Genomic DNA, 26,719 nt, shown 5'->3' with positions numbered 1-26,719 from the left:
CACTCAAGCCCACTTTTCGCCCAGGGTCGGCTAATGCCTCGGCAAACGCTAGTCCCGCGCCAGGAGGGCTTGCCTTGTCCACGCCTTTGATTTCTGTCGTTGATGACGACGCATCGGTCCGTGCGGCGACAGAGAACCTTTTGAAATCGCGTGGCTATATAGTCCAAACATTTGCGTCGGCTGAGGAGTTCTTGAGGTCACCGCGGTTGAACGAAACCTCCTGTGTCGTCACGGATGTGCAGATGCCCATTATGACCGGCTTGGACCTCCTGACAGAAATGCGGAACAGAGGTTACAGCGTGCCGTTCATTTTCATTACGGCGTTTCCCAACGATCGCGTGCGCACCTCAGCCCTGAGCGCGGGAGCGACCGGATTCTTGGCCAAGCCCTTCACAGGACATGCCCTGATCGAGTGCCTTGATGCCGCACTGGAGAGCGGAGACATCTGAAACCAGCAGCCGGCCGCCGTCGCCCTGTCGTCAGACTCCGCTGAGGTCGGGCTGGGCTCCTTGACAAGTCTATTTCACCCGTCTTCTCGGCTTGTCACCCTGAGCTCGCCCAAGCTAATTTGAGCGCTGAATCTCAAAATCTATAGATCTATCGTGACCCGCTACGATCTCCTATAGCACTCCGAAATTAGAAGGCATCGGCAGCGGGCAAGCTCTATCTAGTTGCGTTGTTGGTCCGTGACCTGACCAACAGGCGCTCAGGCCGGCCAGAACGAGCTTGCCGCCCGAGGCCGGAGTGCGTGGCACTGTGTCAGCTCATTCCAGCCTGTTGATGGCCGGATAATGTTTACCGGAAGCTCCCGACAGACGAGCGCTTGCTTCGCTTAGGCTCGTAGCGACTGGATACCACTTATGTACGACAAAAGAGCTCCCCCTCACCCCAGATGATCTGTGAGTGCCTTTAGGGGAACAATTGCTGACAACTTGGGGTGATCTTGGTTGGCAGGCAAAGAGCTCTGCGGCACGAGCTCCTGTTCGCGGCGACGCGCCCGTCACAGACCTGAACTTCTTGTCTCTTGGAGCGCAGCATCGTTCCGTGCCTCCTTCGGACCTCCCCTTCCTGCCGGCGCCTTCAGCCCACGTGAACTCGTGCGCATCATTAGATGGCCTGGACACCGTCAAGCTGTCCCAGATATTCAATCGGGATAGGGGGAAGCCTCGCAGCCCCTCCCCTCCCACACCACCGTACATACGGGTCCGTATACGGCGGTTCGCTGGATTAAGCGGCAAGAGTTGTTCTGTTGCCGCCGTAGTTTGGGTGTCAGCAATCGTCGCGCCAGCTTCGACTCCTCTGATCAGCGTCAGTCAGGGTTTCACCCCTTCCCGCCGTTCCGAGGCCAGTTGCCCGGAATTCAGTCGCATGGCCGATGCGATATCGCTGCATCTACTCGTCACTTCCAGCGTTCAGGCCTTCGGCGAAACTCGTTCCGCCTACTATGCCCTCTGCTGACTTCTGCACTGCGGTCAGATCGCCTTACGACGACCTCAGTCTCGTTGCCGAGACGCAGCGCAGATCTCCCGAGGTAAGATCGACCGCCTTCGCCGCACGCCCGCCGGATTTACCACCCCGGCCCTTGATGACCGTGGACTTCGCGATCACGTGCTCGCTCGTCCGGCCGGGTAGGCCTCGTTATCCGGTTTTTGTCCATCGGGCCGCGGCTTTGCTCCACGCTTCCTTCAGACCCCACCTCGCGATGACGCCCTTGCGCTTCGCTAATCCTTCACCGTCATCAGGCTGGATAGAGGACTTCCACCTCCAAGCTGCCGGTCATGCTCGGCACACACGTGAAAAGCGCCCGGCCGCCTTACGGCGGCCGGGCGTTTTTTGCCCGATCCTCATGCAGCTCATCCCCCATCCGAGCAATTCAAACTATTAGCTCGCCTGTCGGAGGCTCTGCTCCTGAGCCAATGGCTCGGCAAGAATAACTATCCGGTGCACGTTGGGCAGTTTTTGGCTAAAATCAGCGGGAGCTCTTCTGATTGTAAGCGGCAAATGACCGCCGAGCGAAGTGACGATCGCGCGAGGACCGGAATTTTCAGCAGATCTTATGATCACATAAAATCGTCTTCATAATCGTATGTCGAGGGGCTTTCTGCGATCTTAGTATCGCTGCCTTCACTGTCGTCAGCTCTTGAAAGATAGCGCGAATTGGTGCCTTTTCGCTGCCAATCACCGTCACCGTTCCTGATCCACTTGCCTGACTTCTCTGGGTCGAGAACCATGTTGTCGGCATCGACCTCAACGAACCCCATCTTTGCCGCACGGGCTCTTGCTTCCTGATTCGCCGGACGCAAATTGAGCAACGGCCTTTTGCCATCCTCTCGCAGCTGATGCTCAAGCAGGATATCGCCGGCGTTCTCGACAAGCGGATGAACAACTTGAAAGTCCACGGTAGAGGTAGTCCCAGTCCGTCCGGGAAAAAGCTCCTGCCATCTTTCCGCGTCGAACACCGTCATGCTGTCGCCGCCCTCCATTCTCAGAAGTCCGACACTCTTGTTCCCTAATTGGTAGCTGAAATATCTTGCATCGTCGGAATCTCGAGTTGTTCCATAGTCCTTAGCAACTTCTACAGTTCGCTTTGCCTTATCGGAGACGAATTCCGAGTACTCTTGCGGGTTATCGGCGATGTACTTGATTTCATCGCTATGATAGGTCTTCGCTGCCTCTCGGAATGAACGACGATCTTTAAACTCTATTATGGGAGGATCTGAAACGAGCGAATACGGTCTTGTTGCTGAAGATGAGCCGCCACTCGACGTCGATTCGGTTAAGCGCATATTGGCGAAGGCATCAGCGAAGCTGCTTGCATCCGTTTGCTCGTCATCTTCGGCAAAGCGCGAGGATTGGTAATAGGACGAGCCATTGATCCGATTATACATGACGATTGGTGCTCCGGTCGGGCATACATTTCCGCATTTAGTTTAGGGCCAGTTAGGCCCTGCGGAGGTGATAGGCAGCTTGGCTTACCACAAGCTGACGTGGCTCGTGTTAGCGCTAGATCATCCAGATCATGGTCTCGAAGTTCCGGCGGCGCGCGGCTCAACCCCCAGCAGCAGTCAAAGACCAATCATGACCATGCTATCTGTCGTGCATTCGCAGAACTGCCGTAGCCAATACAACCTATTTGCTAGACGACGGAAGAGCACCTCGGCGTTGAGGCGGCGCCTATTCGACTGTGACCGATTTTGCAAGATTGCGCGGCTGATCCACATCCGTCCCCATAACGACGGCGGTATGGTAAGCTAAAAGCTGCACGGGGATCGCATAAACCATCGGAGTAAAGCTTGCAGCCATGTCAGGCAACACAATGGTCATGAGCGTATCCACCGTTGCTTCCGATGCCCCCGTCGAATTGGTGATCAAGATGATGTTGCCGCCTCGAGCGGCGACTTCCTGCATATTCGAGACGGTTTTCTCGAAGACCTGGTCGTAAGGCGCGATCACCACAACGGGTACGGTCTCGTCGATCAATGCGATCGGTCCGTGCTTGAGCTCGCCGGCGGCATAGCCTTCTGAGTGAATATAGGAGATTTCCTTCAGCTTGAGCGCACCTTCCGATGCTAACGGCGCCGATGTCCCTCGGCCGAGATAGAGAACGTCGTTCGACTTGGCGATATATCGCGCGAGTTTCTCGATCTGCGGTTCGACCAACAGCGCAGCAGCAATTAGCCGCGGCACTTCGATGAGTTCGCGCACGAGCCTCGATTCATCAATCTCGGACAACTCACCGCGCGCTTTGCCTGCCGCGATGGCAAGCGCCGCCATCACTACCAGTTGACACACGAATGCCTTGGTGGAGGCGACGCCGATTTCAGGTCCCGCCAGTGTCGGCAAAACGGATTCGCTCTCCCGCGCAATCGTCGACGTCAAGACGTTGACTACAGATATTGTGTGTAGGCCCTGGCTCTTGGCATAGCGCAATGCAGCCAATGTGTCAGCGGTTTCTCCCGACTGCGAGATGACGATCGCGAGATCGCCCTGGCGCAAGGGCGCCTCCCTATAACGGAACTCGGACGCTACATCGATCTCCACCGGCAAGCGCGCCAACCGCTCGAACCAGTATTTGGCGATGTGACCGGCATAGCTTGCCGTGCCGCACGCGGCAATCGAGATGCGCTGAACAAAGTTAAAGTCGAACGGTAATGAGAGCGGTAGGACTACGCGCTCGGCCACCATATCGAGATAATGCGCCAATGTCTGACCGACTACCGTCGGCTGCTCGTAGATTTCCTTGGCCATGAAGTGGCGATAGTTCGCTTTGTCGACCAAGAATGATGACGCCCCAGACCTTGATGGCTCCCGACGGACAACGGTCCCGTCTATGCTATAGATCACGCAGACCGTGCGGTTAAGCACGGTCCAGTCGCCGTCTTCAAGATAGGTTATAGTATCGGTCAAGGGCGCGAGCGCGATCGCGTCCGATCCCAGATACATTTCGCCGTCACCATGCCCGATTGCAAGGGGCGATCCCTTGCGCGCACCGATCAGAAGATCGTCGTGGGCTTTGAACAGGAATGCCAAAGCGAAGGCCCCGCGCAGCCGTGGCAGCGCGGCTTGTACCGCATCCTGCGGCGAGTAGCCATTCTTGAGATAAGATTCGACGAGATGCGCCACCACCTCGGTGTCCGTCTCCGAGCTAAAATGGGCTCCATTCTGCTCCAGCTCAGCTCGCAGCTCGCGAAAATTCTCAATGATTCCGTTATGAACGACCGCGACATTATCCGTTGCATGCGGATGAGCATTGTTCTCGGTGGGTTTTCCATGCGTCGCCCAGCGAGTGTGACCAATACCGCTATGGCCCGACGGCGGATAATCGCGCAGCCGCTCCTCAAGGTTTTTCAGCTTACCTTCAGCGCGCCGGCGCTCGATACGGAGACCTTCGAGCGTCGCGACGCCCGCGGAGTCGTAGCCACGATATTCCAATCGCTTGAGCGAAGCGACCAATTGCCCAGCGACAGGACCACGTCCCAAGATGCCGACTATTCCACACATGTCGATCAATGCAGCCCAAGTTCAAGGAGCCAGAACGCCCCTTTGGAGGATCGCTTAGCCGATGGTGATGGATATCAAGTTCTGAATTCGATGTGGCTGCCTGTATGGCTGCCGCATTTACAAGCGTGACTTTCAACCATCATCGCCTCGCTCAGCCACACTCCGCTTTTTGGTTGTCACCATCGAGTACAAACTGCGACGCGGCCGCGAATGGCGTGATTGCTTCGAGGTGATCTCGAGCGGCTTTGTACGGCATCTAATCCCGACACGAACAAACCCTTTGCTCGATGGCGACGACAACCGTCGGCGTCGCCGCAAGTCAACTGCGAGGATATATCGCGCAAGCCGTCATATCGTCGCTGATGAACCTCATTCACGACTCTTCAGCTCCAAATCCCAATGGAGCGAACGGCGACGCGGCCGATCGGGTTAGCAGCTGGCGCATGGGCAACTAAATCCCCGCGCCTCACCGAGGGTCTCCTAGGTAGGCTTGCACCGGCCGCGCTCCATTAGACAGGTAGAAGGATGCAGCTTCACTTTCCACATGGTCTTCTCGGTGTTTTCCGCAGCCGCTCTGGTGTGACTTGGCCCGTGTTATTGGAGACATTTCTGTCGTGCTGGCCTAAGAGGCTCATCGTACTTGGATGCAAGCTATGCTCGGCGGGACGACGACTTAAACGATCGTCGTCGAACGCTCTATTGTACGAACGTAAGCCTTCAATATCGAAACGTTCGAAGAAAGATACCAACGTTTGCTAGCCTTTCTCGTTCCGTCTTGCGTCAGCCGTCCACTCTCTGCAGAGTCGCGCTATTAAGAAGTGCGGAGGTCGATGCCCCTATTGGCCAGTGCGGCGAGACCACGCAAGATGAACATAACATGCGCCCGAACATGGATAGGAACACAGACCATCGTCATTTAGCTCCCAGCTCGTTTGCTTAGGATCATCGCGGGTGTCAGGCGGGTTGCGTTTGTTAACTGCCGTTCTTTTTCCAATCTGAATGGTTCTCGCCTCTCTAGTCCAGATAAATCAATGTATATAGTGCGCATTTCTCTATGAAGTGTATGACTGGAGCTAACGATTGATTTCTCTAGTTGTGGATGTCGCGCGCTTGCGGACCTAGATATCTCGAGGAAGCGCTCCGCAATCGCGGTTCGAAGGGGCGCTTTCTTTCCGGCGCAACCAAGAAAGACCATGGCGGCTCAGGACTCAAAGCGGCGCGTTGCGCTGATCACCGGCGTGACCGGGCAGGACGGCGCGTATCTCGCCGAGTATCTGCTCGGTCTCGGCTACACCGTGCACGGGATCAAGCGCCGGTCGTCCTCGTTCAACACCGCGCGCGTCGACCATCTCTACCAGGATCCGCATGCCGGCAACGTGCCGTTCCTGATGCACTATGGCGACATGACGGATTCGACCAATCTGATCCGCCTGGTGCAGCAGATCCGGCCGACCGAGATCTACAACCTCGCCGCCCAGAGCCACGTCCAGGTCAGTTTCGAGAGCCCGGAATACACCGCCAACGCCGACGCGATCGGCGTGCTGCGGCTCTTGGAGGCGATTCGCATCCTCGGCATGGAAAAGGAAACGCGGTTCTACCAGGCCTCGACCTCGGAGCTTTACGGGCTCGTGCAGGAGGTGCCGCAGAAGGAGACCACGCCATTCTATCCGCGCTCGCCCTATGGCGTCGCCAAGCTCTACGGCTACTGGATCACGGTGAACTACCGTGAGGCCTATGGCATGTTCGCCAGCAACGGCATCCTGTTCAACCATGAGAGCCCGATCCGCGGCGAGACCTTCGTGACGCGCAAGATCACCCGCGCCGTTGCCCGCATCGAGGTCGGCCTCGAGAACAAGCTCTATCTCGGCAATCTCGACGCCAAGCGCGACTGGGGCCACGCCCGCGACTATGTCGAGGGCATGCACAGGATCCTGCAGGTTGACGAACCCGGCGACTTCGTGCTCGCGACCGGCGAGACGCGGTCGGTCCGCGAGTTCGTCGAGCTGGCATTTGCCGAGGTCGGCCGCAGCATCGAATGGCGCGGCAAGGGCGTCGAGGAGGTCGGTGTCGACAAGGCGTCCGGCAACACCCTGGTGCAGATCGATCCGACCTATTTCCGCCCGACCGAGGTCGATCTTCTGATCGGCGACGCCAGCAAGGCGCGCGCCAAGCTCGGCTGGACGCCGAAGACGCCGTTCGCGCAGCTGGTGAAGGAAATGGTCGCCAGCGATCTCGTCGAGGCCAGGCAGGACGCGGCCAATGGCAAGCACGGCGTTTGAGCTGAAGGGCAAGACCGTCTTCGTTGCCGGCCATCGCGGCATGGTCGGCTCGGCGCTGATGCGCCGGCTGGCGCGCGAGGAGGCCGATCTCCTGACGGTGTCACGCAGCGAGGTCGATTTGCGCGACCAAACCGCGGTCAACGCCTGGTTTGCCGCGAAGCGGCCGCAGGCCGTGTTCCTCGCCGCCGCCAAGGTCGGCGGCATCGTCGCCAACAACACGCTGCGGGCCGAATTCCTCTACGACAATCTGGCGATATCGAGCAACGTGATCCAGGCGGCGCACGCCAATGGCTGCCAGAAGCTGATGTTCTTCGGCTCGTCCTGCATCTATCCGCGCCTGGCGCCGCAGCCGCTGCGCGAGGATTCGATGCTGACCGGCCCGCTGGAGCGGACCAACGAGCCCTATGCCATCGCCAAGATCGCCGGCATCAAGATGGCCGAGGCCTATCGCAGCCAGTACGGCGCCGATTTCATCAGCGTGATGCCGACCAATCTTTACGGCCCCGGCGACAATTATCACCCCGAATACAGCCACGTCGTCGCCGCGCTGATCCGCCGCTTCCACGAGGCCAAGGTTTCGGGCGCCGGCAACGTCGCGGTGTGGGGCACCGGCACGCCGCGCCGCGAATTCCTCTATGTCGACGATCTCGCCGACGCCTGCGTCCATCTGATGAAGACCTACTCCTCGCCGGAACTGGTCAATATCGGCACCGGCGAGGACATCACCATCGCCGAGTTCGCGCTCATGGTCGCGGCGGCGGTCGGTTTTCGCGGCGAGATCAGCTTCGACACCTCGCGTCCGGACGGCACGCCGCGCAAGCTGCTCGACGTCAGCCGTCTGACCAGGCTCGGCTGGCGCGCCCAGACCACGCTGGAGGACGGGATTCAGCTAGCGTACCGGGCATTTCTCGCCGACAGCAAATGGACTGCGCCAGAGTGAACTGCTTGTCCCCGACAAGCGGGCGCAAGCAGACCCATCCGAGGATCCGCGGGGCAGCAAATGTCCCAGCCTAGCTGGCCCCGTCCTCGCGTAATGATTAACCTTGCCACGCGTCGCCCAACGCTCTTCGTCAACAAGAGCGCTCGGTTGGACGTCCGATCACCCGAGTGACCCCACATATTCTGGTTACGGCTCAGCCAACCATCTCGCAGGAAACAGAAATGTCATGCTCGAGATGTGCTCTACTGCTACCCAGTTGAACCTGATCGACCCCAATCTCGAACGCCGCCCCGATCGATCATTAGCTCGGAACGTGCCGGTGTCCTTTTCCTCACGATCAGCGGCCTATCGAGGGTCGGCCATCACCATCCGCGCCGACAGCATGACGATGCACATGAGCGCGCCTAACATCCCGAACGCAAAAGGCAGGCCAGTCATATGTGCGACGAGCCCGATGCTGGCGGGCCCCATCAGTATACCGGCGTACCCGGCTGTCGTGATGACCGCGATCGCAACGCCTACCGGCATCACTTTCTGTTTGCCGGCGCGGCGACACAGTACAGGTACAACATTTGAAATACCCAATCCAATAAGCAGGAACCCCGCCATGGCAACCACCGCAACCGGCGCGGCGACCACAGCCAAGAAGCCTGTCATGATCGGTAGAGTTCCGAGCATCAACGTGGCACGGTCGCCGATTCGCTCCACCACGGCATCTCCGCCGAGACGTCCTGCGGTCATCGCGACGGCGAAGAGCATACAGCCAAGACCTCCATGTGCCTCCGCGAGAAGATCTTGCCCGACAAGAAGCAAAGCGCTCCAATCAAGCATTGCACCTTCAACGAGAAAAGTGATCGCCGCGAGCGCAGCTATCAGCAATACACTGCGATGGGGCAAGACAAACAATGGCCCTTGCTGCGTCACAGTCGTCGCCGTCAACCGCGGCCAAGCCAACACAATCGCGGTCATCATTAACGCCGAACAGACCAACGTCGAAAAAAGCGGACCAAGCTGAAGCGAGAGGAACGAGGTCACGGCGGCAGAGCCGGTGAACTCTCCGATGCTGTAATGGGCATGGAAACCGGACATCAGTGGGCGGCCGGCGCCGCGCTCCAATTCGAGCGCATAAATGTTCATGGCGACATCGATCGAACCGAGTGAAACTCCGAAAGCAAACAGCGTGGCACCGAGTGCAAGAGGTGTTCCGGCGATAGCAAGCCACGGCAGGATAAGCGCCAGGCCGAGTCCACCCACGAGGATAATGGGCTTGCTGCCGTACCGCGCGTTCGACACGCTGGTCAAAAGCATAGCGAGAACGGATCCCGCGCCGAGACAGAGCAGCAGAAGCCCAAGCATGCGGTCGTCTACCGCGAGCCGCTCCTTGGCGAGCGGCACCAAAGGCGCCCACGCCGCCAGGCCAAATCCGGCGACAAAAAACGCAAGCCGCGTCCCAAGCAGGCCGGCAGCCCAACTGGCAGATGGTATCACAGGCACTCCTGAGAGAACGGGCTCGTGAGCACGGCGCCCCTCATCCTGTGCGTCGCCTGCAAGCGGCCCGCAGCTCGGCGATGATGGCCTCACGTTGACATTTTCATCCTTGCAAATGCGATGCCACCGCAAAAAGTTCGGGCCACCTCAAAACAGGCGAGCAAAGAGGAGTGATCGTGAAGCACCCCGGATGCGTGTTTCGGCCTATCTCTCTCGGGCTAGCCTTGCGGGGACGCTATTTTTGCTCGTCTCCGACAGTCGGAGGCGCAACAGCTAAAGCTGGCTTTGTTGCAAAACGTACAAAGCCGACGGCACCCAGAATTGCGTGTGCTTCGAGGAGAAGGCTACAGCTAGCGCGAACACGGCCGTAAGTTCCTCGACAGCATGCGATGCCAATCCGGAAGTTCACACCAAAAGCAACGGCACTGATCCGACGGTTTCAGAACTGTGATTCCACCGGAGCCTTAGTTGTCGTGAGGCAATCAGCAGATGCTCCGTGTCATTATCATTGACGCCGACGGGCCCACATCGGCATCGCGCGCAGTCATCGATTACCTTTTCTATCGGGCTGGTTAGGTCCAGGATGCGCGCGCGTTCGATACTGAGGTGCTCACCGACATCGTTCAGGCGCTAATATCCGCAGCGCGCCGAGACCGTCGCTCTGACCAGGCCGGACTGTGCGTGGTAAAGAACGAGTATAGCAGACAAAGATCGATCAGTATCGTCGCCGACATCACGCTATAAGCCCAAGAGCTCCGCACTAGATCGAGCTCGATCAGCACCCGTGAGAGGCCGAAGCCGACGATCCAAGCATCAAAGCTCATGCAGATGCGTCGGAATATCTCCGGATCAAGCCGGCGGATGGCGTAAGATCCCAGCGGGATACCGAGCACAACACTGGGTATAAACGCATAGAGAAGGCTGCCGCTTTCGGAGATAAACAGGCCTAGCTTGTAATAGACGAAGGCGGTCACGCTCGATTCAACCACGCGAACCAGGGCTAGACCGGCGCGAAATTCGTTTTTGACCAGGCCCTGATTGTTAAACAACATCGCCAAAGGCGGACCGGAGATGGTCGTCACCGAATAAAGGATTCCCAACATCCACCCAAATGGCAGACCGATCAGCCAGCTTGCTTCGATAGGGCGGCGCCAACCCGCGGCTTGCAGCAGGATAAGGGGCAGCATGATCGTGTAGGTGGCGAATTTGATCCAGCCCGGCTGCAGCGAGGCTAACGCATAGCCGCCGAGCGCAATGCCCGGCAAGAGCCCAAGCAAAATGGGAAACACTCGTCTCCAAACCGCCGGCACGCCCTTCAGATTGATGAAGAGGACGCAAACGTTGACGAAGACCTCGACAATAACAATCGCTGGGTTGAGAATGCGATTGGTGTAGAAAACCAGCGCAAGGGGCACAGTGAGCGACGAAAACCCATATCCGATGGCTCCATTTACAAAGGCCGCAAAACACGTTGTGGCGGCCAAAAACAACATAGCTGCATCAAACTCAGGCATTCGTAACTTTCGCACTTAGGAGGGCGTCGCGCCATGCGTCAGGGAATCAGACCCGAACATTGGTCAATCTGGATTGAGGCGGATTCTGACCAGTCGTTTGACAGCTCATGCCGCCTTCATCGTGGCAGTGGATGTGGTCAAGTGCACCGGTTCAACATCTGCTCCTATTATCGCCTTCAGTTGAGAAGCCATGCCGTACTTCCCACTACCTGACTACGATCACACAGCCAATACGGCGGCCACGCGGAGTAAATAATTCTACTTCAAGAGGCGCCAGAATAATGGCAACGCCCCTTTTTCATCAGGGGAGTATAAATTCTCTCGCCCCCGGCGAGTACGAATTTGGGCGTTCCGCGGCCGTCACCGTCCGGCAATTCGCCCTGGCCGAGCAGCAACGGATCGCTGACATGTTTTTCGCCGAGCACCTGATGCATGCCAAGCTCGGCAGCACAGGCATGAAGAGCTCGATGTGCAAAGGAGCGTGAAGCCATCCCAGACTCCGTCGCTCACCACACCGGCGTCATGAAAGAAATGTATTTCTTGGCGGCGTAGTCCTTCGCGGGCGAACGATGGATCGAGACGAGCTCAGCAACCAGGATCATCCTTCGGTTCGTCACGAATTTCGGGCCTATCAAATTACCGCAGTCGGCAGGCAATGCCCTTATCGAGAGCAGCAATCGAGCCAACCCGGATCGATTTTTGCGTCATTGCTTGGCCAGCTGGGCATCAGCGGCGACGGTGAAGTCGAGTGCGGTGGCGTTCTTGTCGTGGCCGGAACTCGTGTCGACACGATGATCGGACGCGATCGCGACGTAGACCGCTGGCAGCACGAAGAGCGTGAATAGCGTGCCAACAGACATGCCAGCGACGATCACGAGCCCGATTGAGAAGCGGCTCGCCGCACCAGCTCCCGTTGCGGTCAATAGGGGTACGAGGCCCGTGACCATCGCCGCCGTCGTCATCAAGATTGGACGAAGTCGGACGCGCGCCGCCATCTCTATCGCCGCGCGACGGTCGAGTCTCTCCTTGAGCTGGAGCTCATTGGCGAACTCAACCATCAGGATCCCGTGCTTGGAAATCAAACCGACCAGCGTCAGCAGTCCGACCTGAGTGTAGATGTTCATCGTCGCCCAGCCAAAGAATAGCGGTATCAAGGCGCCGACGATTGCCATCGGCACACTGATCATAATAATGAGGGGATCGCGCAGACTTTCGAACTGCGCCGCAAGCACCAAGAATATGACGATCAGGGCAAATGCGAAGGTGATGGCCAGTTGGTTACCCTCGTGCACATACTGCCGGGCGTCGGCAAGGAAGTCGTGGCTGAAGCCTGCGGGCAGCTTCTTTGCCTCCGCTTCCAGGAAGTCCACGGCCTGACCGATCGTGACGCCGGGCATCGGCACGGCTTGAAAGGTCGCGCAGTTGAGCTGGTTGTAGTGGGTGAGCGCGTTCGGATCGGTCGCAGTTTCGATGGAGACTACGGTAGACAACGGGAGCATCGAGCCAGTCGCAGTCTTCACATAATAATTCCCGATCGCTTCCGGCGCCAGGCGTTGCTCCCGTGGCACCTGCGGGATCACCTGGTAGGAGCGGCCCTGCAGATTGAAGCGATTGACGTAGTTTCCGCCAAGCAGGGTGGCGAGCGCGTTACCGATGTTCTGCATGGTGACGCCAAGCTCGTTAGCCTTGGATCGATCGACCTTGATTCGCACCACCGGCTGGTTAAACTCAAGGTCAGAGTCGCTGACCATGAACAGGCCGCTCTTGCGCGCAGCATCCTTCAGCTTCGACATCTGCTCATAGACGGATTGGAAGCCTAGCGTCGAATTGATCACCATCTGCACTGGCAAGCCATCCGAACCACCTGGAAGCGGCGGCAAGCTAAAAGCAAATGCGTTAATGCCTTCGATTTTGGACAGCTCGGCCTGGACCAAGGACTTTAGCGCGATCGATGATCGCCCGCGCTCGTCCCATGGCTTGAGCAACATGCCGGCCATGCCACCCCGCGAGCCGCTAATACCGTTGAGCACGAAGCTCAAATCAGTCTCGGAAAACTTCTTGAACGCCTTTTCGAGCTTGGCGCCGTAATAGTCGAGGTAGTCGATATTGGCGTATTTCGGCGCCTTGGTCAGTGCGAATACAATCCCTTGATCCTCCTCGGGTGCTAGTTCCTTGGACGTGTGCAAATAGAGAAAGCCGACAAGGCCCAGCATGGTCAGCGCAAACAACCCGGTAATCGGTCGATAATCGAGTGAGCGGTCGAGTTTGCGCCCGTACCAGCGGGTCATGGCGCCGAACACGCGGTTCACAGATCTGGCAAACCGCCCCTCTTCAGCACTCTTCAGGAGGACCGAGCACATCATCGGCGACAGCGTCAAAGCGATCACGCCCGACACGATCACCGCCCCCGCCAGCGTAAACGCAAATTCGCGAAACAGCGCCCCGGTGAGGCCGCCGAGAAAGCCGATTGGGGCGTACACAGCGGCCAATGTAATCGTCATGGAGACAACCGGACCGACGATCTCGCGAGCGCCCCTCGTAGCAGCCTGTAGGGGCGGCGCACCTTCCTCTAGATGGCGGTGAATGTTCTCCACCACGACGATCGCATCGTCGACCACGAGACCGATTGCGAGCACCATCGCAAGGAGGGTCAGGAGATTGAATGAAAATCCCAGCGCCAGCATCATGCTGCAGACGCCAACGAGCGACAACGGAATGGTGACGACAGGAATGATGACTGACCGCAGCGATGCCAGGAATAGGAAGATCACCACCACCACGATCACAATGGCCTCAATTAGCGTCTTCTCCACTTCATCAATCGACGATTGAATGAATTTGGTAGAATCGTAGGCCACTTTCATCTTCAGTGATGGCGGCAGGTTACGTTCCATTTCTGGAAACAGAGCCCGAACACCTCGTACTATGTTTAGCGGATTGCCTTGGGGGCTCGCCTGCACGCCGATGAAGACCGCGTGCTCGCCGTTCATGGACACGCTGACATCTGTGGTCTGCGCGGCGAGCTCGATTGTCGCGATATCCTCCATGCGCACAAAGCCGCCGTCATTTGACTTGACGACCATACGTTTGAAGTCATCGACACTGCGCAGGTCGGTGTTCGCCGTGATGTCGGAGATAGTGTAATAGCCCTTGGTCTGGCCGGCCGCGGCCTGGAAGTTGTTGGCGGCGATTGCAGTCGAAACATCAGCGGGCGAAACGCCGTGCCCCGCCATTTTCGCGGCGTCGAGCCATAGCCGCATCGCAAAACTCTGGCCGCCCAAGATGTCTGCCGCCGCGACGCCGTCTACAGTAGACATAACCGGTTGCACGACGCGCGAGAGATAATCGGAGATCGCGCTGGCCGTCAGCTCCTCGCTGGAGAAGGCGATATACATGACAGCGGTGGCCTGCCCGGTTGACTTAGTGACCACCGGATCGTTCGATTCTTTGGGAATCAAGTATTTGACTGAGTTGACCTTGGAGAGCACCTCGGTGAGCGCCTCGTTGGGATCGAAATTGAGCTTGATGTAGACTTGAATCGTTGAGGTACCGAGCACCGATGAGGAAGTGACGTAGTCGACGCCCTCTGCGGAAGCGACTGCCTGCTCCAGGGGAGTCGTGATGAATCCCTGAATCATGTCAGCGGAGGCGCCAGGATAGGAGGTCGTTATATTGACGACCGTATTAGATAGCTTGGGATACTGCCGGATCGGCAGAACGGCAGCCGCGCGAAGGCCGATCAGCAGGATCAGGAGACTAACTACGACAGACAAAACCGGACGTTTGATGAAAAGCTCGGTAAATGCCATTTCGACTCGCATTCAAAGAGGGTGACGCAAATTCGCTAGCAAGTCGCGTACGGCCACGGCCATCAATGCGACGACTACGGCTAAGGCCTGCAGCATGAGATAAGCGGGAACGACTGCTCTAACGGCTCACACATTCCAAAGCAGAGACAGCCCGCTCCTTCGCTTCACCATCTTCGTTGCCTGGATGAAAGTCGGCCCTGCCATTTGGATCGCTGATCGCGATCTCGGATCGGGGAGCACCATCTTAGGATAGAGACCCATGTCCTTTTTTTTGTCGCGCAATCGACCAGAGGTCCGACCCAAGATGTTTCGTCCTCACGCCTGAATGAAACGCAACGACTTCGAGCAAGGTATCAATTCAGCCTAAAGCTTCGCACCGACCCGTCGATCGAATGATCCAGCTTCAACATCGAAAGTACAAGCAACCTGACGGCTGCTCAACTCTACGAAGGTAAGCGGGCAATATAGAATAGGCTGCAAACCCTAAACCAAGGTTTGTCGCAACGGAACGCTGGCCGCAGCCGCGCGAGACTGGTGACGTTGCCAGACAGAACGCTCTCGATCCGTTTTGATTCCCAGCCCCCACCGCAGTCATCCCGATCGCATCGTTAATACGCTGAACCAACGTCGGCTCCCCGGTTCGCCCCTCGCTGCCGGCTCAAAAAACGTCGTTCGGAAACCTTGCATTGAACACTTTTCCAGCTCAAGCTCCAGGACCTCGCTTTGAGATCAGCTCATGCTCGGCTGTCTGCTTGGCTTTCGTCATTGCGCCGGCAAGCTGTTCAGTACGTTCTTCTCAACCGTGAGATCCGTCTCTCTGCGGGCGTCTTCGAGTTCTCGCTGTTTGTGCAAGTGCTCCGCCTGGTCTCTTTGGACCGCAGCAAGTTTCTCATTGTTGTTTAAGAGCAGCTCGGCCGTTTCTCGGTCTTCGCTATTCTCGGCGCTGGCTCGTCGAATGCTTCTTCGCCGGTATGCATTGGAGGCGCCGCTTTCTGGTTGGCTGCGAGTTCTATCCGCAGAACCTCCTCGGCTTCTTTCGTTCAGCTCGCTTGCCTGCTGATCCTGGTCCGCCAATTTTAAGATAGGTTATAGTAACTCGAAACAGAGGGTTTGGTTCGTTGAAATAGGCCTGATTTGGCTGAGAGCCTTGGATAGGAGCACGCCATTTTGGCGCGAGGCTTTCGGTTACGAACATCCATTTGACGCGGGGCGCGATCGTTTCTCCCAGGGGCGGTCTCGGCGACGAACCCGGGGAGAAATTGTCGATGCGCCGATCGGCGGCATCTCCGTCGTTGTCTTCATCATCTCGATTTACGTGCCGAGCATCGTGCAGGGCGTCTTCGTCGGCAGCGGCACGGAAGCCGCAAAGCATCCGAATTGGCGGCGAGCTTCGCACCTCATTATCAAACCGTCAGGGCCAGGGTCGCTGGTCACCTCGATGGCGGTAACGACCCCGGCGCAGTTGGCCACGCGAGAATAGGATTGCCGTAGACTGACGTCTTGCTTCCTCGTCAGATGCGATTCACCTCCTGGATCGCAGCATGCAAAAGCGTAGCGTCCGTTGGGAAGCTGATGACCTTCGGGCTGCACGGTGGCGTCGACAGTGACCCGCTTGATCTTGGCTGAATAGTGTGCCGGCCTCGCGCGTCACCCGAAGTCTCTCAAATCACCTCACCGCCCGCGGATCTTCACTTTGAGGTCACGCTCCAGTTGTTGAAGTTGAAGTTCATTACCCCCGGGGACGAGGTGATCTCAACGCCGTATTGAACGCTACTAACGTTTATATCGCCGAAGTAGCCCTTCGACTTGATCCACTGCAGGATACTCTTGATGTCCACTGTCCCGCTGTTGGTCTTCGAAGTACGCAGGAGTGAGATGACCTTGTGACCGTTGAAGCCTTCAAAAACATTCCAAGTCGCTCCGCCCACGTTGACGTTGGTGTAGACCGGGATAGCCGCCCCGGAAGGATCCTGCCGATAATGATAGGAAATTGGTTTGACGTTGCCGCTGCCGTCCGGGTTTCCGGTGTAATTCGTCCAGAGCATTATCTCATGCTGGTTCGAGCTGTCCCAGATATCATAGGCGACGTCCCAGGCACCGTTAGTAGGAACATCCTGATTGAAGCTGGAGCGCAGAGCGCTGATTGAACTGAGCGGTTTCCCGATATTGAATGCCTCGTGCGGATAGTCTTGATGCCAGCAGTATTAGGCTGGTTCGACCACACGCCCCACTGGTTGACTTCACGCACCGAAATCGTCTGAGGCCCAGCGCCCGCTCCCCACACGTCGTTGTTCCAAGTGTAGCCATTGCGTGAGAAGTTCCCGTATGGAGCGCTCGAACTCCAAATCGGAGCCTTTGCCGGTGCAGGCACGGCAGACAGTGACCTGGCTTCATTCACAGCCCGCCCAAATAGATTATGATCCTCCTGTCTACAGACGTACCCCGTTTGGCAACCTGGCGAGCCGGCACCGTTTATCCGATTGGAATCCATAATGCTCTCCTTGCTCTTAAGAGTGGCAAAGCCAGTCGCCGATCCGCCCAGCGGGTTGCCCTGGGTTCGTGACCAGTTCAGTCAAAGGCGGCATCGGCATCCAGACCAATTTCGAATTCTAGGAAGGTTGGCTTTCGAGAAGCTGACTAGTACCTCGACACAGAGGTTTTGATTCGTTGAAATCGACCTGATTTGGCCGAGGGCCGTGAATAGGTGCGCGCTTTTTTTGCGCGAGCCTTTTGGGTTGTAACGACCATTTGACGCTGGCGTGGTCAGCATTGCGCCGTTTCTCCGTGAGCGTCATCCAGGGACCACGCGCTGAGGGCTAATCTGGTCGGTTAGGAAGATCTCGTGGACTGAATCATCACGAGGTCTCGCCATGTCTAAGGATAGCCGTAAGGATAGCGATAGGGATAGGCATACGCCTATCCTCAAGGATTTTTCTGACACGCTGCAGCGCGTCGAGATCATCACTGGGATCGGCCGGCGCCGGCGCTGGTCGGCCGATGCGAAGGCGGCGATTATCGCGGAGAGTTTTGCGCCGGGTGCAAGCGTGTCCGCGGTGGCGCGGCGACACGACATCAGTCCAAGCCTGTTGTTTCTGTGGCGTCGTCAGACGACGCGGGCGAAGGTCGCGGCGCGCCGGGCCGGAGACGTGCCACCTGGCTTTGTGCCGGTCGCGATCACCGGCTGCGGGGGCGAATTGCCGTCGCGCGAGGAGCAGGCGGCGATCGAGATCGAGGTCGGCGCGGTTCGCATCCGTGTCAGGGGGACGGTCGACCGGCGGGCGCTGTGCGAGGTGCTGGCGGCAGTCGGGACGGTTGGCCGATGATCGGGCTGCGACCCGGGTTGTCGATCTGGATCGCGACGCAGCCGGTCGATTTCCGTCGCGGGATGGACTCGCTGGCGATGCTGGTGAGCGAGGCCTTTGGAGCCAATCCGTTCGACGGCGGACTTTATGTCTTCCGCTCCAAGCGCCGAGATCGCGTGAAGATCCTGACCTGGGATGGAAGCGGCCTTGTCCTTTACTACAAAAGAATCGAGGGGCAGTTCACCTGGCCGCCGATCAAGGAAGGCGTCATATCGCTATCTCATGCTCAGCTCTCGGTCCTGCTCGATGGCTCGGACTGGAAGCATGTGCCGATGCGAGCTGTGGATCAGCCGGTACGAGCAGGTTGATCATTATCAAGAGGCGTTCGTCACTCATGCAGAGTTGTTGTAGAATCACTCTGCATGAGTGATTTGCCTTCCGATCCAGCATTGCTCCGACAAACTGTGATGGCGCTTTCGTCACGGCTTGCGGCGTTGTCGGAGGAATGCAGCACGCTGGCGACCGCGCGTGATGCAGCGATCGCCCAACGCGACGCTGCGATCCAGGAGAACGACAAGCTCCTGATGATCCTGTCCCAGTACAAGCGCACGATCTTCGGTCCGCGCTCCGAGACACTGGATATCGGACAGCTATCTCTCTTCAGCATCAGGGCACAGGCGGCTCATGCCGCCGCCAACGACGACGTGACCGGAGGCAGGCTGCCTGACGGAGCGGAGGGCCGTGGAAAGCGACCGGCACGACGCAACCGGGGGAAGCTTCCGGAGCATTTGCCGCGCATCGATGTCGTGATCGATATCGAGGGCCACATCTGCCCCTGCTGCGGCGAGCAGCTGCACAAGATCGGGGAGACCGTCAAGGAAGCCTTCGACATCATTCCGATGCAGTACCGGGTCAAGCGCACCGTGCGTCCGCGGTACGGCTGCCGGGGCTGCCGCCAGGGTGTGGTACAGGCACCCGCGCCGGCCCAGGCGATCGACGGTGGAATGGTGACGGAAGCCTTGCTGGCCCACGTCGCGGTCATGAAATACGGCTACCAGCTGCCGCTGTATCGCCAGGAACAGATGTTTGCCGCCCAAGGCATCACGCTCGACCGGCAAACGCTAGCCTCGTGGATGGGCCGCGTCGCCTGGTGGCTGAAGCCGCTTCACACGCTGTTGCGCCACTTGGTGATGTCCTACCCGCGGCTGTTTGCCGACGAGACGCCGCTGCCAGTTCTCGATCCCGGCCGTGGCAGAACCAAAGTCTGCCAGTTCTGGGCGATCGCCACCGATGACCGCCCATGGGGCGGCCCGGCGCCGCCAGCGGTGGTCTACGTGTTCGCCGAGGATCGCAAGGCGATCCGCGCCAAGCAGCTGTTTAGAGATTATAACGGCATCCTGCAGGTTGACGGTTACGCCGCTTACAAGGGGCTGATCAAGAACGGCGGCCGTCTGGTACAACTAGCGTTCTGCTTCGCGCATGCGCGGCGGAAGTTCTGGGACGTCCACGTCGCGACGAAATCCCCGATTGCCGCGGAAGCGCTGCAGCGGATCGCGATGTTTTACGCCGTTGAGGATCGCATTCGCGGTTTGCCGGCGACGCGGCGAGCTGCGGTGCGACAATCCGACACCAGACCGCTGATCGAGGACTTCAAGCCCTGGCTCGAGGCGCGGCTGTTGGAAGTCTCGAAGAAGTCCGGTTTGGGCAAAGCCATCCGCTACACCCTCAACCATTGGGACGGCCTGACGCGCTTTATCGATGACGGACGCATTGAAATAGACAACAATACGGTCGAGCGCAGCATCAAGCCGATACGGCTTGGAAAGAAGAACTATTTGTTCGCGGGCAGCGAAGGCGGCGCCGAGACATGGGCCATTCTCGCGTCGCTCATCAACTCGGCAAAGCTACAAGATATCGACCCACGGCACTATCTGACCAACGTTCTCGAGCGCATCGCCTCTGGACGCACCAAGATCAATCAGCTGCACACGCTGCTGCCGTGGAATTGGAAGGCCGAGCGCGATGGTTCGGAAGCAAAGCTCGCCGCCTGATCAGTTCGACGGCAGAGCGTCTGGAACTTCCTGCGCGTCGCTGGTGTCGTCATAAATCTCTTCGCGGATCACGCGCAGCGTCACCTCGTGCAGATAGACTTGCAGCGCCCTCTCCAGCTCGGTGAACTCCGGCAACAGGATCTTGTCGACGAAGCCCCGCGACGCGCGGACCATCACCGTGTTGCGTCGCTGGCGGCGATAACGAAACGGCCGCAGCCCATACCGGCGGCAAAGCGCCAGAAACAGATGCCGCGACCACTGGTCGGGAAGTGAGAATTGCTGTTCGATCGGTGGATCGTGGCGGGCGAGTTCCTCGACCCGGGCCCGCACCCGCCGCAGCGCCGCTTCCGCCGCAAGGCGCTCACCAGCAGTTCCGGCACCCACGAACAACGCCTCGATCTTCCGAAGCTTCTCGCGCAGCTGCGACTCGCCGGTCATTCTGATCCCCGTTGCCCGCTCCGAACCGGGATCACCCCATCACCGCGTGCCTGCGGCGTCAATCATCCCGACCGCGCTATCCAGAGCATTCCGCGAGAGTCAAGGCCCGGCACGGTGAGCTTCCCGTGACGCTCACGTTTCTCCGGTGGTCTGGCAACGAGGCGGGGGAAACTGTCGATGCGTCGATCGAGGCATTTGCGGCGAGAATGCCCATCTCGATCTCAACCATGTTTAGCCAGTTGGGGTGCTTTGGCGGCATAGTGGAACTCTTGGGGTCTCGGCGAGGATCCGCGAAAGCTTGTGAGGACGCACAGCGCGGACCAACTGTCCGCCAATCGTGCCAGCCAGTTCCTGATCGTCACTTCAGCTCTTGCGACCCATGCCTGCCTGACCGACCTGCTCGCAGGACAGCCCTTCTGTTCCTTCGCAAAGGCCCGACATTCATCGACGAGAATTTTGAGGCTGAACACGCATTGTCCCGTGCTACCGTCCGATTTGTGCGCCATTGCACGCATGGGCTTCCGAATGGGACCGCGCGCCCTTGCTTGGACGAGCCAAGCACCTTCATGTTGCGATTTACAGATCGGCGGAATGGATCGCCTGGCACAGGGCATCGCGATGCCACGGCAAACAGCGCTACCGCCATCACTTGCACCACGGCTCATCAGTCGCGAAGCCGCCGCCGCTTACGTCTGCGTGTCGCCCAACACGTTTGATGAGATGGTGAAGAACGGCCAAATGCCCCGAGCACGATTGCTCGGGGAGCGGCGTCGGGCTTGGGATGTCCGTCAACTTGACATCGCCATTGATCAACTGCCTTCCGATGGCAATAATACCCGCGTAGACGACACGTGGAATGATGTCGATGCCCCGCAAGCTGCCGCCTCACGTCGAGCGTAATCATGTCAAAGGCCATACGTATCTATCGTTTCGCCGTGGCAAAGGACCTCGCTCTCGTTTGCCGAATGATCCCACGAGCGAAGAATTTATGGTGGCGTACCGAGCCGCGTTGCTCGGCCAATTTGTACCGGTCCGAGATCGGTTTGTGCCGGCTGCGCCTGGCACTATCGCGGCGCTTATTGCTTCCTACATGAAGAGCGCCGAATACATTGGCCTCCGTGACACGAGCAAGACGGGCTACATTGGCCGTCTTGAGACGCTCCGGGTCGAACACGGTCATCGCACAATCGCCGGGCTCTCGCGCGAGCGAATCATCACTGGCATTCTTCAACCCTATGCGAATCGCCCAGGTGCGGCACTCGATACACTGAAGAAGCTTCGGATACTGATCCGTCACGCGATCAATATCGGATGGCTGAGGCATGATCCGTCATTGGGTATCAAGCGGCCTAAGATCAAGAAAATTCGGTCCTGGACCGACGACGAAATTGAGCAATTCAAAAAATGCTGGCCGCTCGGCACCAAGCAGCGCACTGCGTTTCACCTGTTCCTCAATCTGGGTCAGCGTCGCTCCGACGTAGTCAGGATGGCGCAGACGCACATCACGCCAGAACGCAAGATCAGGATAAAGCAACAGAAGACCGGGCGCGAGCTTCTCATCCCGTTGCATCGGGACACCGTCGAGGCGCTCGACGCATATGACATGCAACGCGTCGTGATCATTACGACTGCTTATGGCAAGTCCTTCACGGTTGATGGTTTCAGTGGATGGATGCGCGACGCTATCTCGAAGGCCGGACTGCCTCTCGATTGCAAGCCGCACGGTCTACGCAAAGCCGCCGGACGTTTGCTCGCCGAAGCCGGCGCAACGGCGAAGATGATCATGTCTGTCCTCGGACACACGACGCTAGCTGAAGCTGAGCGCTACACGGAGGAGGCTGATCAGGCGGCCCTCGCTGAAGACGCGGTGATCAAACTTGAAGGACACAACGCGAACAGGATTCCCCAAACCGCTTCCGCAGGTTTGGGGAAAACGCCGAAAACCAAAGGGAAATCAAGTCGAAAGGTGCGAGGCTGGCGCTCCCTAGGGGAATCGAACCCCTGTTTCAGCCTTGAGAGGGCCGCGTCCTAACCGCTAGACGAAGGGAGCGTTGAGAGGCAAGGCAATAGCCTTGAAATCCGGCCGCCGCAAGATGCCTTGTGCATTGCGGCGGGGATTTTGTCACGCATGCTTTACGAACGCCCCCGGGGGCATCCGGCGCCATAGCGCTGGATTCCGGGTTCATCGCCGCGCGATGCCCTCAGGTGTGCAATCGCGCACCCGGGAAGACGAGGCCGGGCGAGATGCCGCGCGTGCCTTTGCCGAGCGCGTCGCACCTGCACGCTACAGTGGCACCGCCCGCGCGATTGCATGATGGCCACCCTGAGATGTCATGTCGTCGTCGTGCACGGCCCTGCTTTCGCCAAATGGCAATGCAAAACACTTGGCTGTGAAGTCACCCGGCGTCCGTCTCTGCTAACATCGCAGCCCTTCACCATGCTGCGCCCCGCACGGCGCCGGACAAGCGAGAGGAGTGCTTGGAACAAAGCGCAAGCGCTTGACGGCCTTGGCGCACGGCAGATTTGGCTCACGAATATCTTGGCACAACAAACATCAGCGCGGTCGCAGGCCATGGAAGACGTTCCGCACCTCGCGCCGCACAGGTCAATAGCTTAAGCAGAGCGAGGACAGACCATGATCAAACTAAAAATCAACGGCCAGGAACAGAATTGGGACGGCGACCCGGATCTTTCGCTGCTCTGGTATCTCCGTGACGAAGCAGGCCTCACGGGCACCAAGTTCGGCTGCGGCCAGGCGCTGTGCGGCGCCTGCACCGTGATCGTCGACAAGGAGGCGGTTCGCGCCTGCATCACCTCGGTGTCCGACGTCGTCGGCCGCGAGGTCACCACCATCGAGGGGCTGCATCCGACCGGCGACCATCCGGTGCAGAAGGCCTGGCGCCAGGTCAACGTGCCGCAGTGCGGCTACTGCCAGGCCGGCCAGATCATGCAGGCCGCGGCGCTGCTGGACCAGAACCCGAAGCCGAGCCACGACCAGATCCGCGAAGCCATGGCAGGCAATATCTGCCGCTGCGGCTGCTACCAGCGGATCGAGAATGCCGTCCATCTCGCATCGACGGGGGTATGACATGAATATCCGCACCAACCCCAGCAAGCTTCGCGGCTTCGAGAAGCACGTGAAGGTCGAGAACGTTTCGCGCCGCAGCATCCTCAAGGGGCTCGGCATCGCCGGCTCTTTCGTGCTCGCCGCGCCCGTGATGACGCGCCAGGCGTTCGCCTATGAAACCGGCGCCGGCAAGATGCCGCACGGCGTCGTGGTCGATCCGCGCGTGTTCGTCGCGATCGCCCCCGACGGCATCGTCACCATCCTGGCGCACCGCTCCGAGATGGGCACCGGCGTCCGCACCAGCCTGCCCTTGATCGTCGCCGAGGAAATGGAGGCCGACTGGTCGCGCGTCCATGTCCAGCAGGCGCATGGCGACGAGGTCAAGTTCGGCAACCAGGACACCGACGGCTCGCGCAGCACGCGGCATTATCTGATCCCGATGCGCCAGATCGGCGCCTCGGCGCGCTCGATGCTGGAAGCCGCCGCCGCCAAGAAATGGGGCGTGCCGGTGACCGAGGTGAAGGCGCAGAACCACGAGGTGGTGCATAGCGCGAGCGGCCGCAAGGCAGGCTTCGGCGAGCTCGCGGCCGACGCCGCGAAGGAGTCGGTGCCGAGCGTCGAGGGCCTCAAGCTGAAGGACCCCAAGGACTTCCGCTATCTCGGCAAGGGCCAGGTCTCGATCGTCGACCTGCACGACATCACCACCGGCAAGGCGCATTACGGCGCCGATGTCCGGCTGCCCGGCCTGAAATACGCCGTCATCGCGCGTCCGCCGGTCACCGGCGGCAAGCTCAAGTCGTTCGACGACAGCGCGGCCAAGAAGGTCCCGGGCGTCGAGAAGGTGATGGAGGTCAAGGGCTGGCCGTGGCCGTCCAAGTTCCAGCCGCTCGGCGGCGTGGCCGTGATCGCGCGTAACACGGGCGCCGCGATCAAGGGCCGCGACGCGCTGAAGATCGTCTGGGACGACGGCGCCAATGCCAAATACGACTCCGTCACCTATCGTGCCTCGCTCGAGGAAGCCGCGCGCAAGCCCGGCCTCGTGGTGCGGAAGGAAGGCGATGCCGATGCGGCCTTGAAGAGCGCCGACAAGGTGATCACGGGCGAATATTATCTCCCGCATCTCGCCCATGTCAGCATGGAGCCGCCGGTCGCGGTTGCCGACGTCAAGGGCGACAAGGCCACGATCTGGGCGCCGGTGCAGAGCCCCGGCGGCACCCGCGAGGACGTCGCCAAGACGCTCGGGATTCCCGAGGACAATGTCACCGTCAACGTGACGCTGCTCGGCGGCGGCTTCGGCCGCAAGTCGAAATGCGACTTCGCGCTTGAGGCGGCATTGCTGTCGAAGGAGCTCGGCGCGCCGGTCAAGGTGCAGTGGACCCGTGAGGACGACGTCCATCACGACTTCCTGCACACCGTCTCGGTGGAACGGATCGAGGCCGGTCTCGACAAGAGCGGCAAGGTGATTGCGTGGCGGCACCGCAGCGTGGCGCCGACCATCGCCTCGACCTTCGCCGCCGGTGCCAATCACGAAGCGCCGTTCGAGCTCGGCATGGGCCTGATCGACAACCCGTTCGAGATCGCCAACCTGCAGTGCGAGAATCCGGAAGCGGCCGCGTTCACGCGGATCGGCTGGTTCCGCTCGGTCTCCAACATCCCGCGCGCCTTCGCGGTGCAATCCATGGTCGCCGAAATCGCGCATGCGACGGGCCGCGACCAGAAGGAGATGCTGCTGGAGCTGATCGGAAGCCCGCGGATCGTCAACCTGTCCTCGGTGAAGGATCCCTGGAACTACGGCGAGCCCTATGACAGCTACCCGATCGACACCGCGCGCTTACGCAAGGTGGTCGAACTGGTCGCCGAGAAGGGCGAGTGGGGCCGAAAGGTGCCGAAGGGCCACGGCCTCGGCATCGCGGTGCACCGCTCCTTCGTCAGCTACATCGCGACCATCGTCGAGGTGGCGATCGACGACAAGGGCAAGTTCTCGGTGCCGCGGGTCGACACCGCGATCGATTGCGGCACTTACGTCAATCCGGAACGGATCCACTCGCAGATCGAGGGTGCCGCGATCATGGGGCTGAGTCTGGCCAAATACGGCGAGATCAGCTTCAAGGACGGCAAGGTGCAGCAGGGCAATTTCGACGACTTCCCGGTGATCCGGATGGACGAGTCGCCTGTGATCACCAACGTCTACATCGTGCCGCCCGGCGCGGACACCCCGCCGAGCGGCGTCGGCGAGCCCGGCGTGCCGCCGTTCGCGCCGGCATTGATCAACGCGATCTTTGCCGCGACCGGAAAGCGCATCCGCGCCCTTCCGATCGGCAAGCAGCTGGAGACCTGAAGCTGGAACGTCGGACGAGATAGGTCGTTCTCATCGATCCACTGGAGCAGATCGATGAGAACCCCACCTCAAACATTCGGGACGCTCGCGGCAACCCTGTCCGCGGGCGTCTTGCTTTTTGCGACACAGACGGCGCTTGCCCAGACCGCCTCGCCGCCGAACGCAACGGCGACCCGTCCGGCGCGGGTGCTGCCCGACCAGAACTCGGTTCCGAGCAGCGGCCCGCCAGCGACCACCGGCCAGACCACTGGCGAGGCCAGCCGCGATCCCACGATCAAGCAGATGAACGACGACGAGAAGCGGAAGGTCGATACCAAGGGCAAATAAAGCAAGCGCGGACCGGGAAGCGGCGGTCTCCCCATCCGCCGCTTCCCGATCGCATCGCCCCCTATCGGTGAGAAGCGTTTTCGAACGAAACGAACACCGTTTCGCTTGGAGAAAACGCGTCGTAACAAGCCGGAGCTTCGGTCCTCATTCAATCAGGACCGAAGC

General features: G+C 59.3%; 18 protein-coding genes, 1 tRNA gene and 2 pseudogenes. 11 read left to right on the top strand and 10 right to left on the bottom strand.

The window, feature by feature from the left end; all coding sequences use genetic code 11:
- Window positions 1-74 precede the first annotated feature (74 nt).
- A complete protein-coding gene (locus ACVIHF_RS42030) occupies window positions 75-449 on the top strand; it encodes a response regulator transcription factor (RefSeq protein ID WP_456777554.1) in 375 nt (124 codons plus the stop codon).
- Between the two features lie 1,611 nt (window positions 450-2,060).
- Here ACVIHF_RS42030 and ACVIHF_RS42025 read toward each other — a convergent pair.
- A complete protein-coding gene (locus tag ACVIHF_RS42025) occupies window positions 2,061-2,888 on the bottom strand; it encodes an Effector protein NopP (RefSeq protein WP_456793817.1) in 828 nt (275 codons plus the stop codon).
- Between the two features lie 286 nt (window positions 2,889-3,174).
- Entirely contained in the window at window positions 3,175-5,001 is a 1,827-nt protein-coding gene (gene glmS, locus ACVIHF_RS42020; protein WP_456794176.1) for a glutamine--fructose-6-phosphate transaminase (isomerizing), read from the bottom strand.
- Between the two features lie 1,193 nt (window positions 5,002-6,194).
- Between glmS and gmd the strand changes: the two genes are divergently transcribed.
- Both gmd and fcl read left to right on the top strand, forming a co-directional pair.
- Window positions 6,195-7,280: a GDP-mannose 4,6-dehydratase gene (gmd, locus tag ACVIHF_RS42015; RefSeq protein WP_038380137.1), complete on the top strand. Its 1,086-nt coding sequence runs from the start codon at window positions 6,195-6,197 to the stop codon at window positions 7,278-7,280.
- Entirely contained in the window at window positions 7,261-8,220 is a 960-nt protein-coding gene (fcl, locus tag ACVIHF_RS42010) for a GDP-L-fucose synthase (protein WP_456793816.1), read from the top strand. Before gmd ends, fcl begins: the two co-directional genes overlap by 20 nt.
- A gap of 345 nt (window positions 8,221-8,565) precedes the next feature.
- Here the strand turns inward: fcl and ACVIHF_RS42005 are convergent, their stop codons facing one another.
- The 4 genes from ACVIHF_RS42005 to ACVIHF_RS41990 all read right to left on the bottom strand — a co-directional run bounded on the left by ACVIHF_RS42005 (window position 8,566) and on the right by ACVIHF_RS41990 (window position 15,031).
- Window positions 8,566-9,708: an MFS transporter gene (locus ACVIHF_RS42005; RefSeq protein ID WP_310879714.1), complete on the bottom strand. Its 1,143-nt coding sequence runs from the start codon at window positions 9,706-9,708 to the stop codon at window positions 8,566-8,568.
- A gap of 623 nt (window positions 9,709-10,331) precedes the next feature.
- Window positions 10,332-11,222 carry a sulfite exporter TauE/SafE family protein gene (locus tag ACVIHF_RS42000; protein ID WP_028333173.1) on the bottom strand — a complete coding sequence of 297 codons (891 nt, stop codon included), beginning with the start codon at window positions 11,220-11,222 and terminating at the stop codon, window positions 10,332-10,334.
- Window positions 11,223-11,485: 263 nt separating this feature from the next.
- Window positions 11,486-11,713, bottom strand: coding sequence for a hypothetical protein (locus ACVIHF_RS41995; protein ID WP_456793815.1), 228 nt, complete (start codon window positions 11,711-11,713; stop codon window positions 11,486-11,488).
- A gap of 213 nt (window positions 11,714-11,926) precedes the next feature.
- On the bottom strand, window positions 11,927-15,031 hold the full coding sequence (locus tag ACVIHF_RS41990; RefSeq protein ID WP_456793814.1) for a multidrug efflux RND transporter permease subunit: 3,105 nt from the start codon (window positions 15,029-15,031) through the stop codon (window positions 11,927-11,929).
- Window positions 15,032-16,178: 1,147 nt separating this feature from the next.
- Between ACVIHF_RS41990 and ACVIHF_RS41985 the strand changes: the two genes are divergently transcribed.
- On the top strand, window positions 16,179-16,511 hold the full coding sequence (locus tag ACVIHF_RS41985; protein WP_456794202.1) for a hypothetical protein: 333 nt from the start codon (window positions 16,179-16,181) through the stop codon (window positions 16,509-16,511).
- On the opposite strand, the pseudogene ACVIHF_RS41980 reads toward ACVIHF_RS41985, so the two are convergent.
- Window positions 16,478-16,694: pseudogene (locus tag ACVIHF_RS41980) on the bottom strand (IS5/IS1182 family transposase); the annotation flags it as partial. The gene ACVIHF_RS41985 and the pseudogene ACVIHF_RS41980 overlap by 34 nt on opposite strands.
- A 25-nt stretch (window positions 16,695-16,719) precedes the next feature.
- The gene (locus tag ACVIHF_RS41975; protein WP_456794175.1) at window positions 16,720-17,166 is read right to left on the bottom strand and encodes a GH12 family glycosyl hydrolase domain-containing protein; all 447 of its coding nucleotides are present in this window, start codon (window positions 17,164-17,166) and stop codon (window positions 16,720-16,722) included.
- A 735-nt stretch (window positions 17,167-17,901) separates the two neighbouring features.
- Between ACVIHF_RS41975 and tnpA the strand changes: the two genes are divergently transcribed.
- The 3 genes from tnpA to tnpC all read left to right on the top strand — a co-directional run bounded on the left by tnpA (window position 17,902) and on the right by tnpC (window position 20,384).
- Window positions 17,902-18,354 (top strand): IS66-like element accessory protein TnpA, encoded by a 453-nt coding sequence (gene tnpA, locus ACVIHF_RS41970; protein ID WP_456793813.1) that lies wholly within the window; start codon window positions 17,902-17,904, stop codon window positions 18,352-18,354.
- Window positions 18,355-18,371: 17 nt separating this feature from the next.
- Window positions 18,372-18,701, top strand: a complete 330-nt coding sequence (gene tnpB / locus ACVIHF_RS41965; RefSeq protein ID WP_456793812.1) for an IS66 family insertion sequence element accessory protein TnpB — start codon at window positions 18,372-18,374, stop codon at window positions 18,699-18,701.
- A gap of 99 nt (window positions 18,702-18,800) precedes the next feature.
- A complete protein-coding gene (gene tnpC / locus ACVIHF_RS41960; protein ID WP_456793811.1) occupies window positions 18,801-20,384 on the top strand; it encodes an IS66 family transposase in 1,584 nt (527 codons plus the stop codon).
- Here the strand turns inward: tnpC and ACVIHF_RS41955 are convergent, their stop codons facing one another.
- Window positions 20,385-20,822 carry a hypothetical protein gene (locus tag ACVIHF_RS41955; protein WP_092090658.1) on the bottom strand — a complete coding sequence of 146 codons (438 nt, stop codon included), beginning with the start codon at window positions 20,820-20,822 and terminating at the stop codon, window positions 20,385-20,387.
- Between the two features lie 856 nt (window positions 20,823-21,678).
- On the opposite strand from ACVIHF_RS41955, the pseudogene ACVIHF_RS41950 reads away from it, so the two are divergent.
- Window positions 21,679-22,608: pseudogene (locus ACVIHF_RS41950) on the top strand (tyrosine-type recombinase/integrase); the annotation flags it as partial.
- 189 nt (window positions 22,609-22,797) lie between these two features.
- Here the strand turns inward: ACVIHF_RS41950 and ACVIHF_RS41945 are convergent.
- Window positions 22,798-22,872 (bottom strand) — tRNA-Glu (locus ACVIHF_RS41945).
- A 585-nt stretch (window positions 22,873-23,457) separates the two neighbouring features.
- On the opposite strand from ACVIHF_RS41945, the gene ACVIHF_RS41940 reads away from it, so the two are divergent.
- From ACVIHF_RS41940 to ACVIHF_RS41930, 3 genes are read left to right on the top strand one after another with little or no spacing between them, the layout of a single operon-like run.
- The gene (locus ACVIHF_RS41940; RefSeq protein WP_028333166.1) at window positions 23,458-23,910 is read left to right on the top strand and encodes a (2Fe-2S)-binding protein; all 453 of its coding nucleotides are present in this window, start codon (window positions 23,458-23,460) and stop codon (window positions 23,908-23,910) included.
- Window position 23,911: 1 nt separating this feature from the next.
- Window positions 23,912-26,227 carry a xanthine dehydrogenase family protein molybdopterin-binding subunit gene (locus ACVIHF_RS41935; protein ID WP_253604087.1) on the top strand — a complete coding sequence of 772 codons (2,316 nt, stop codon included), beginning with the start codon at window positions 23,912-23,914 and terminating at the stop codon, window positions 26,225-26,227.
- 54 nt (window positions 26,228-26,281) lie between these two features.
- Window positions 26,282-26,554 carry a hypothetical protein gene (locus ACVIHF_RS41930; RefSeq protein WP_057018047.1) on the top strand — a complete coding sequence of 91 codons (273 nt, stop codon included), beginning with the start codon at window positions 26,282-26,284 and terminating at the stop codon, window positions 26,552-26,554.
- Window positions 26,555-26,719 lie beyond the last annotated feature (165 nt).

It is taken from the genome of Bradyrhizobium sp. USDA 4506, assembly GCF_054058795.1.
This window is presented reverse-complemented; position numbering and strand designations above follow the sequence as displayed.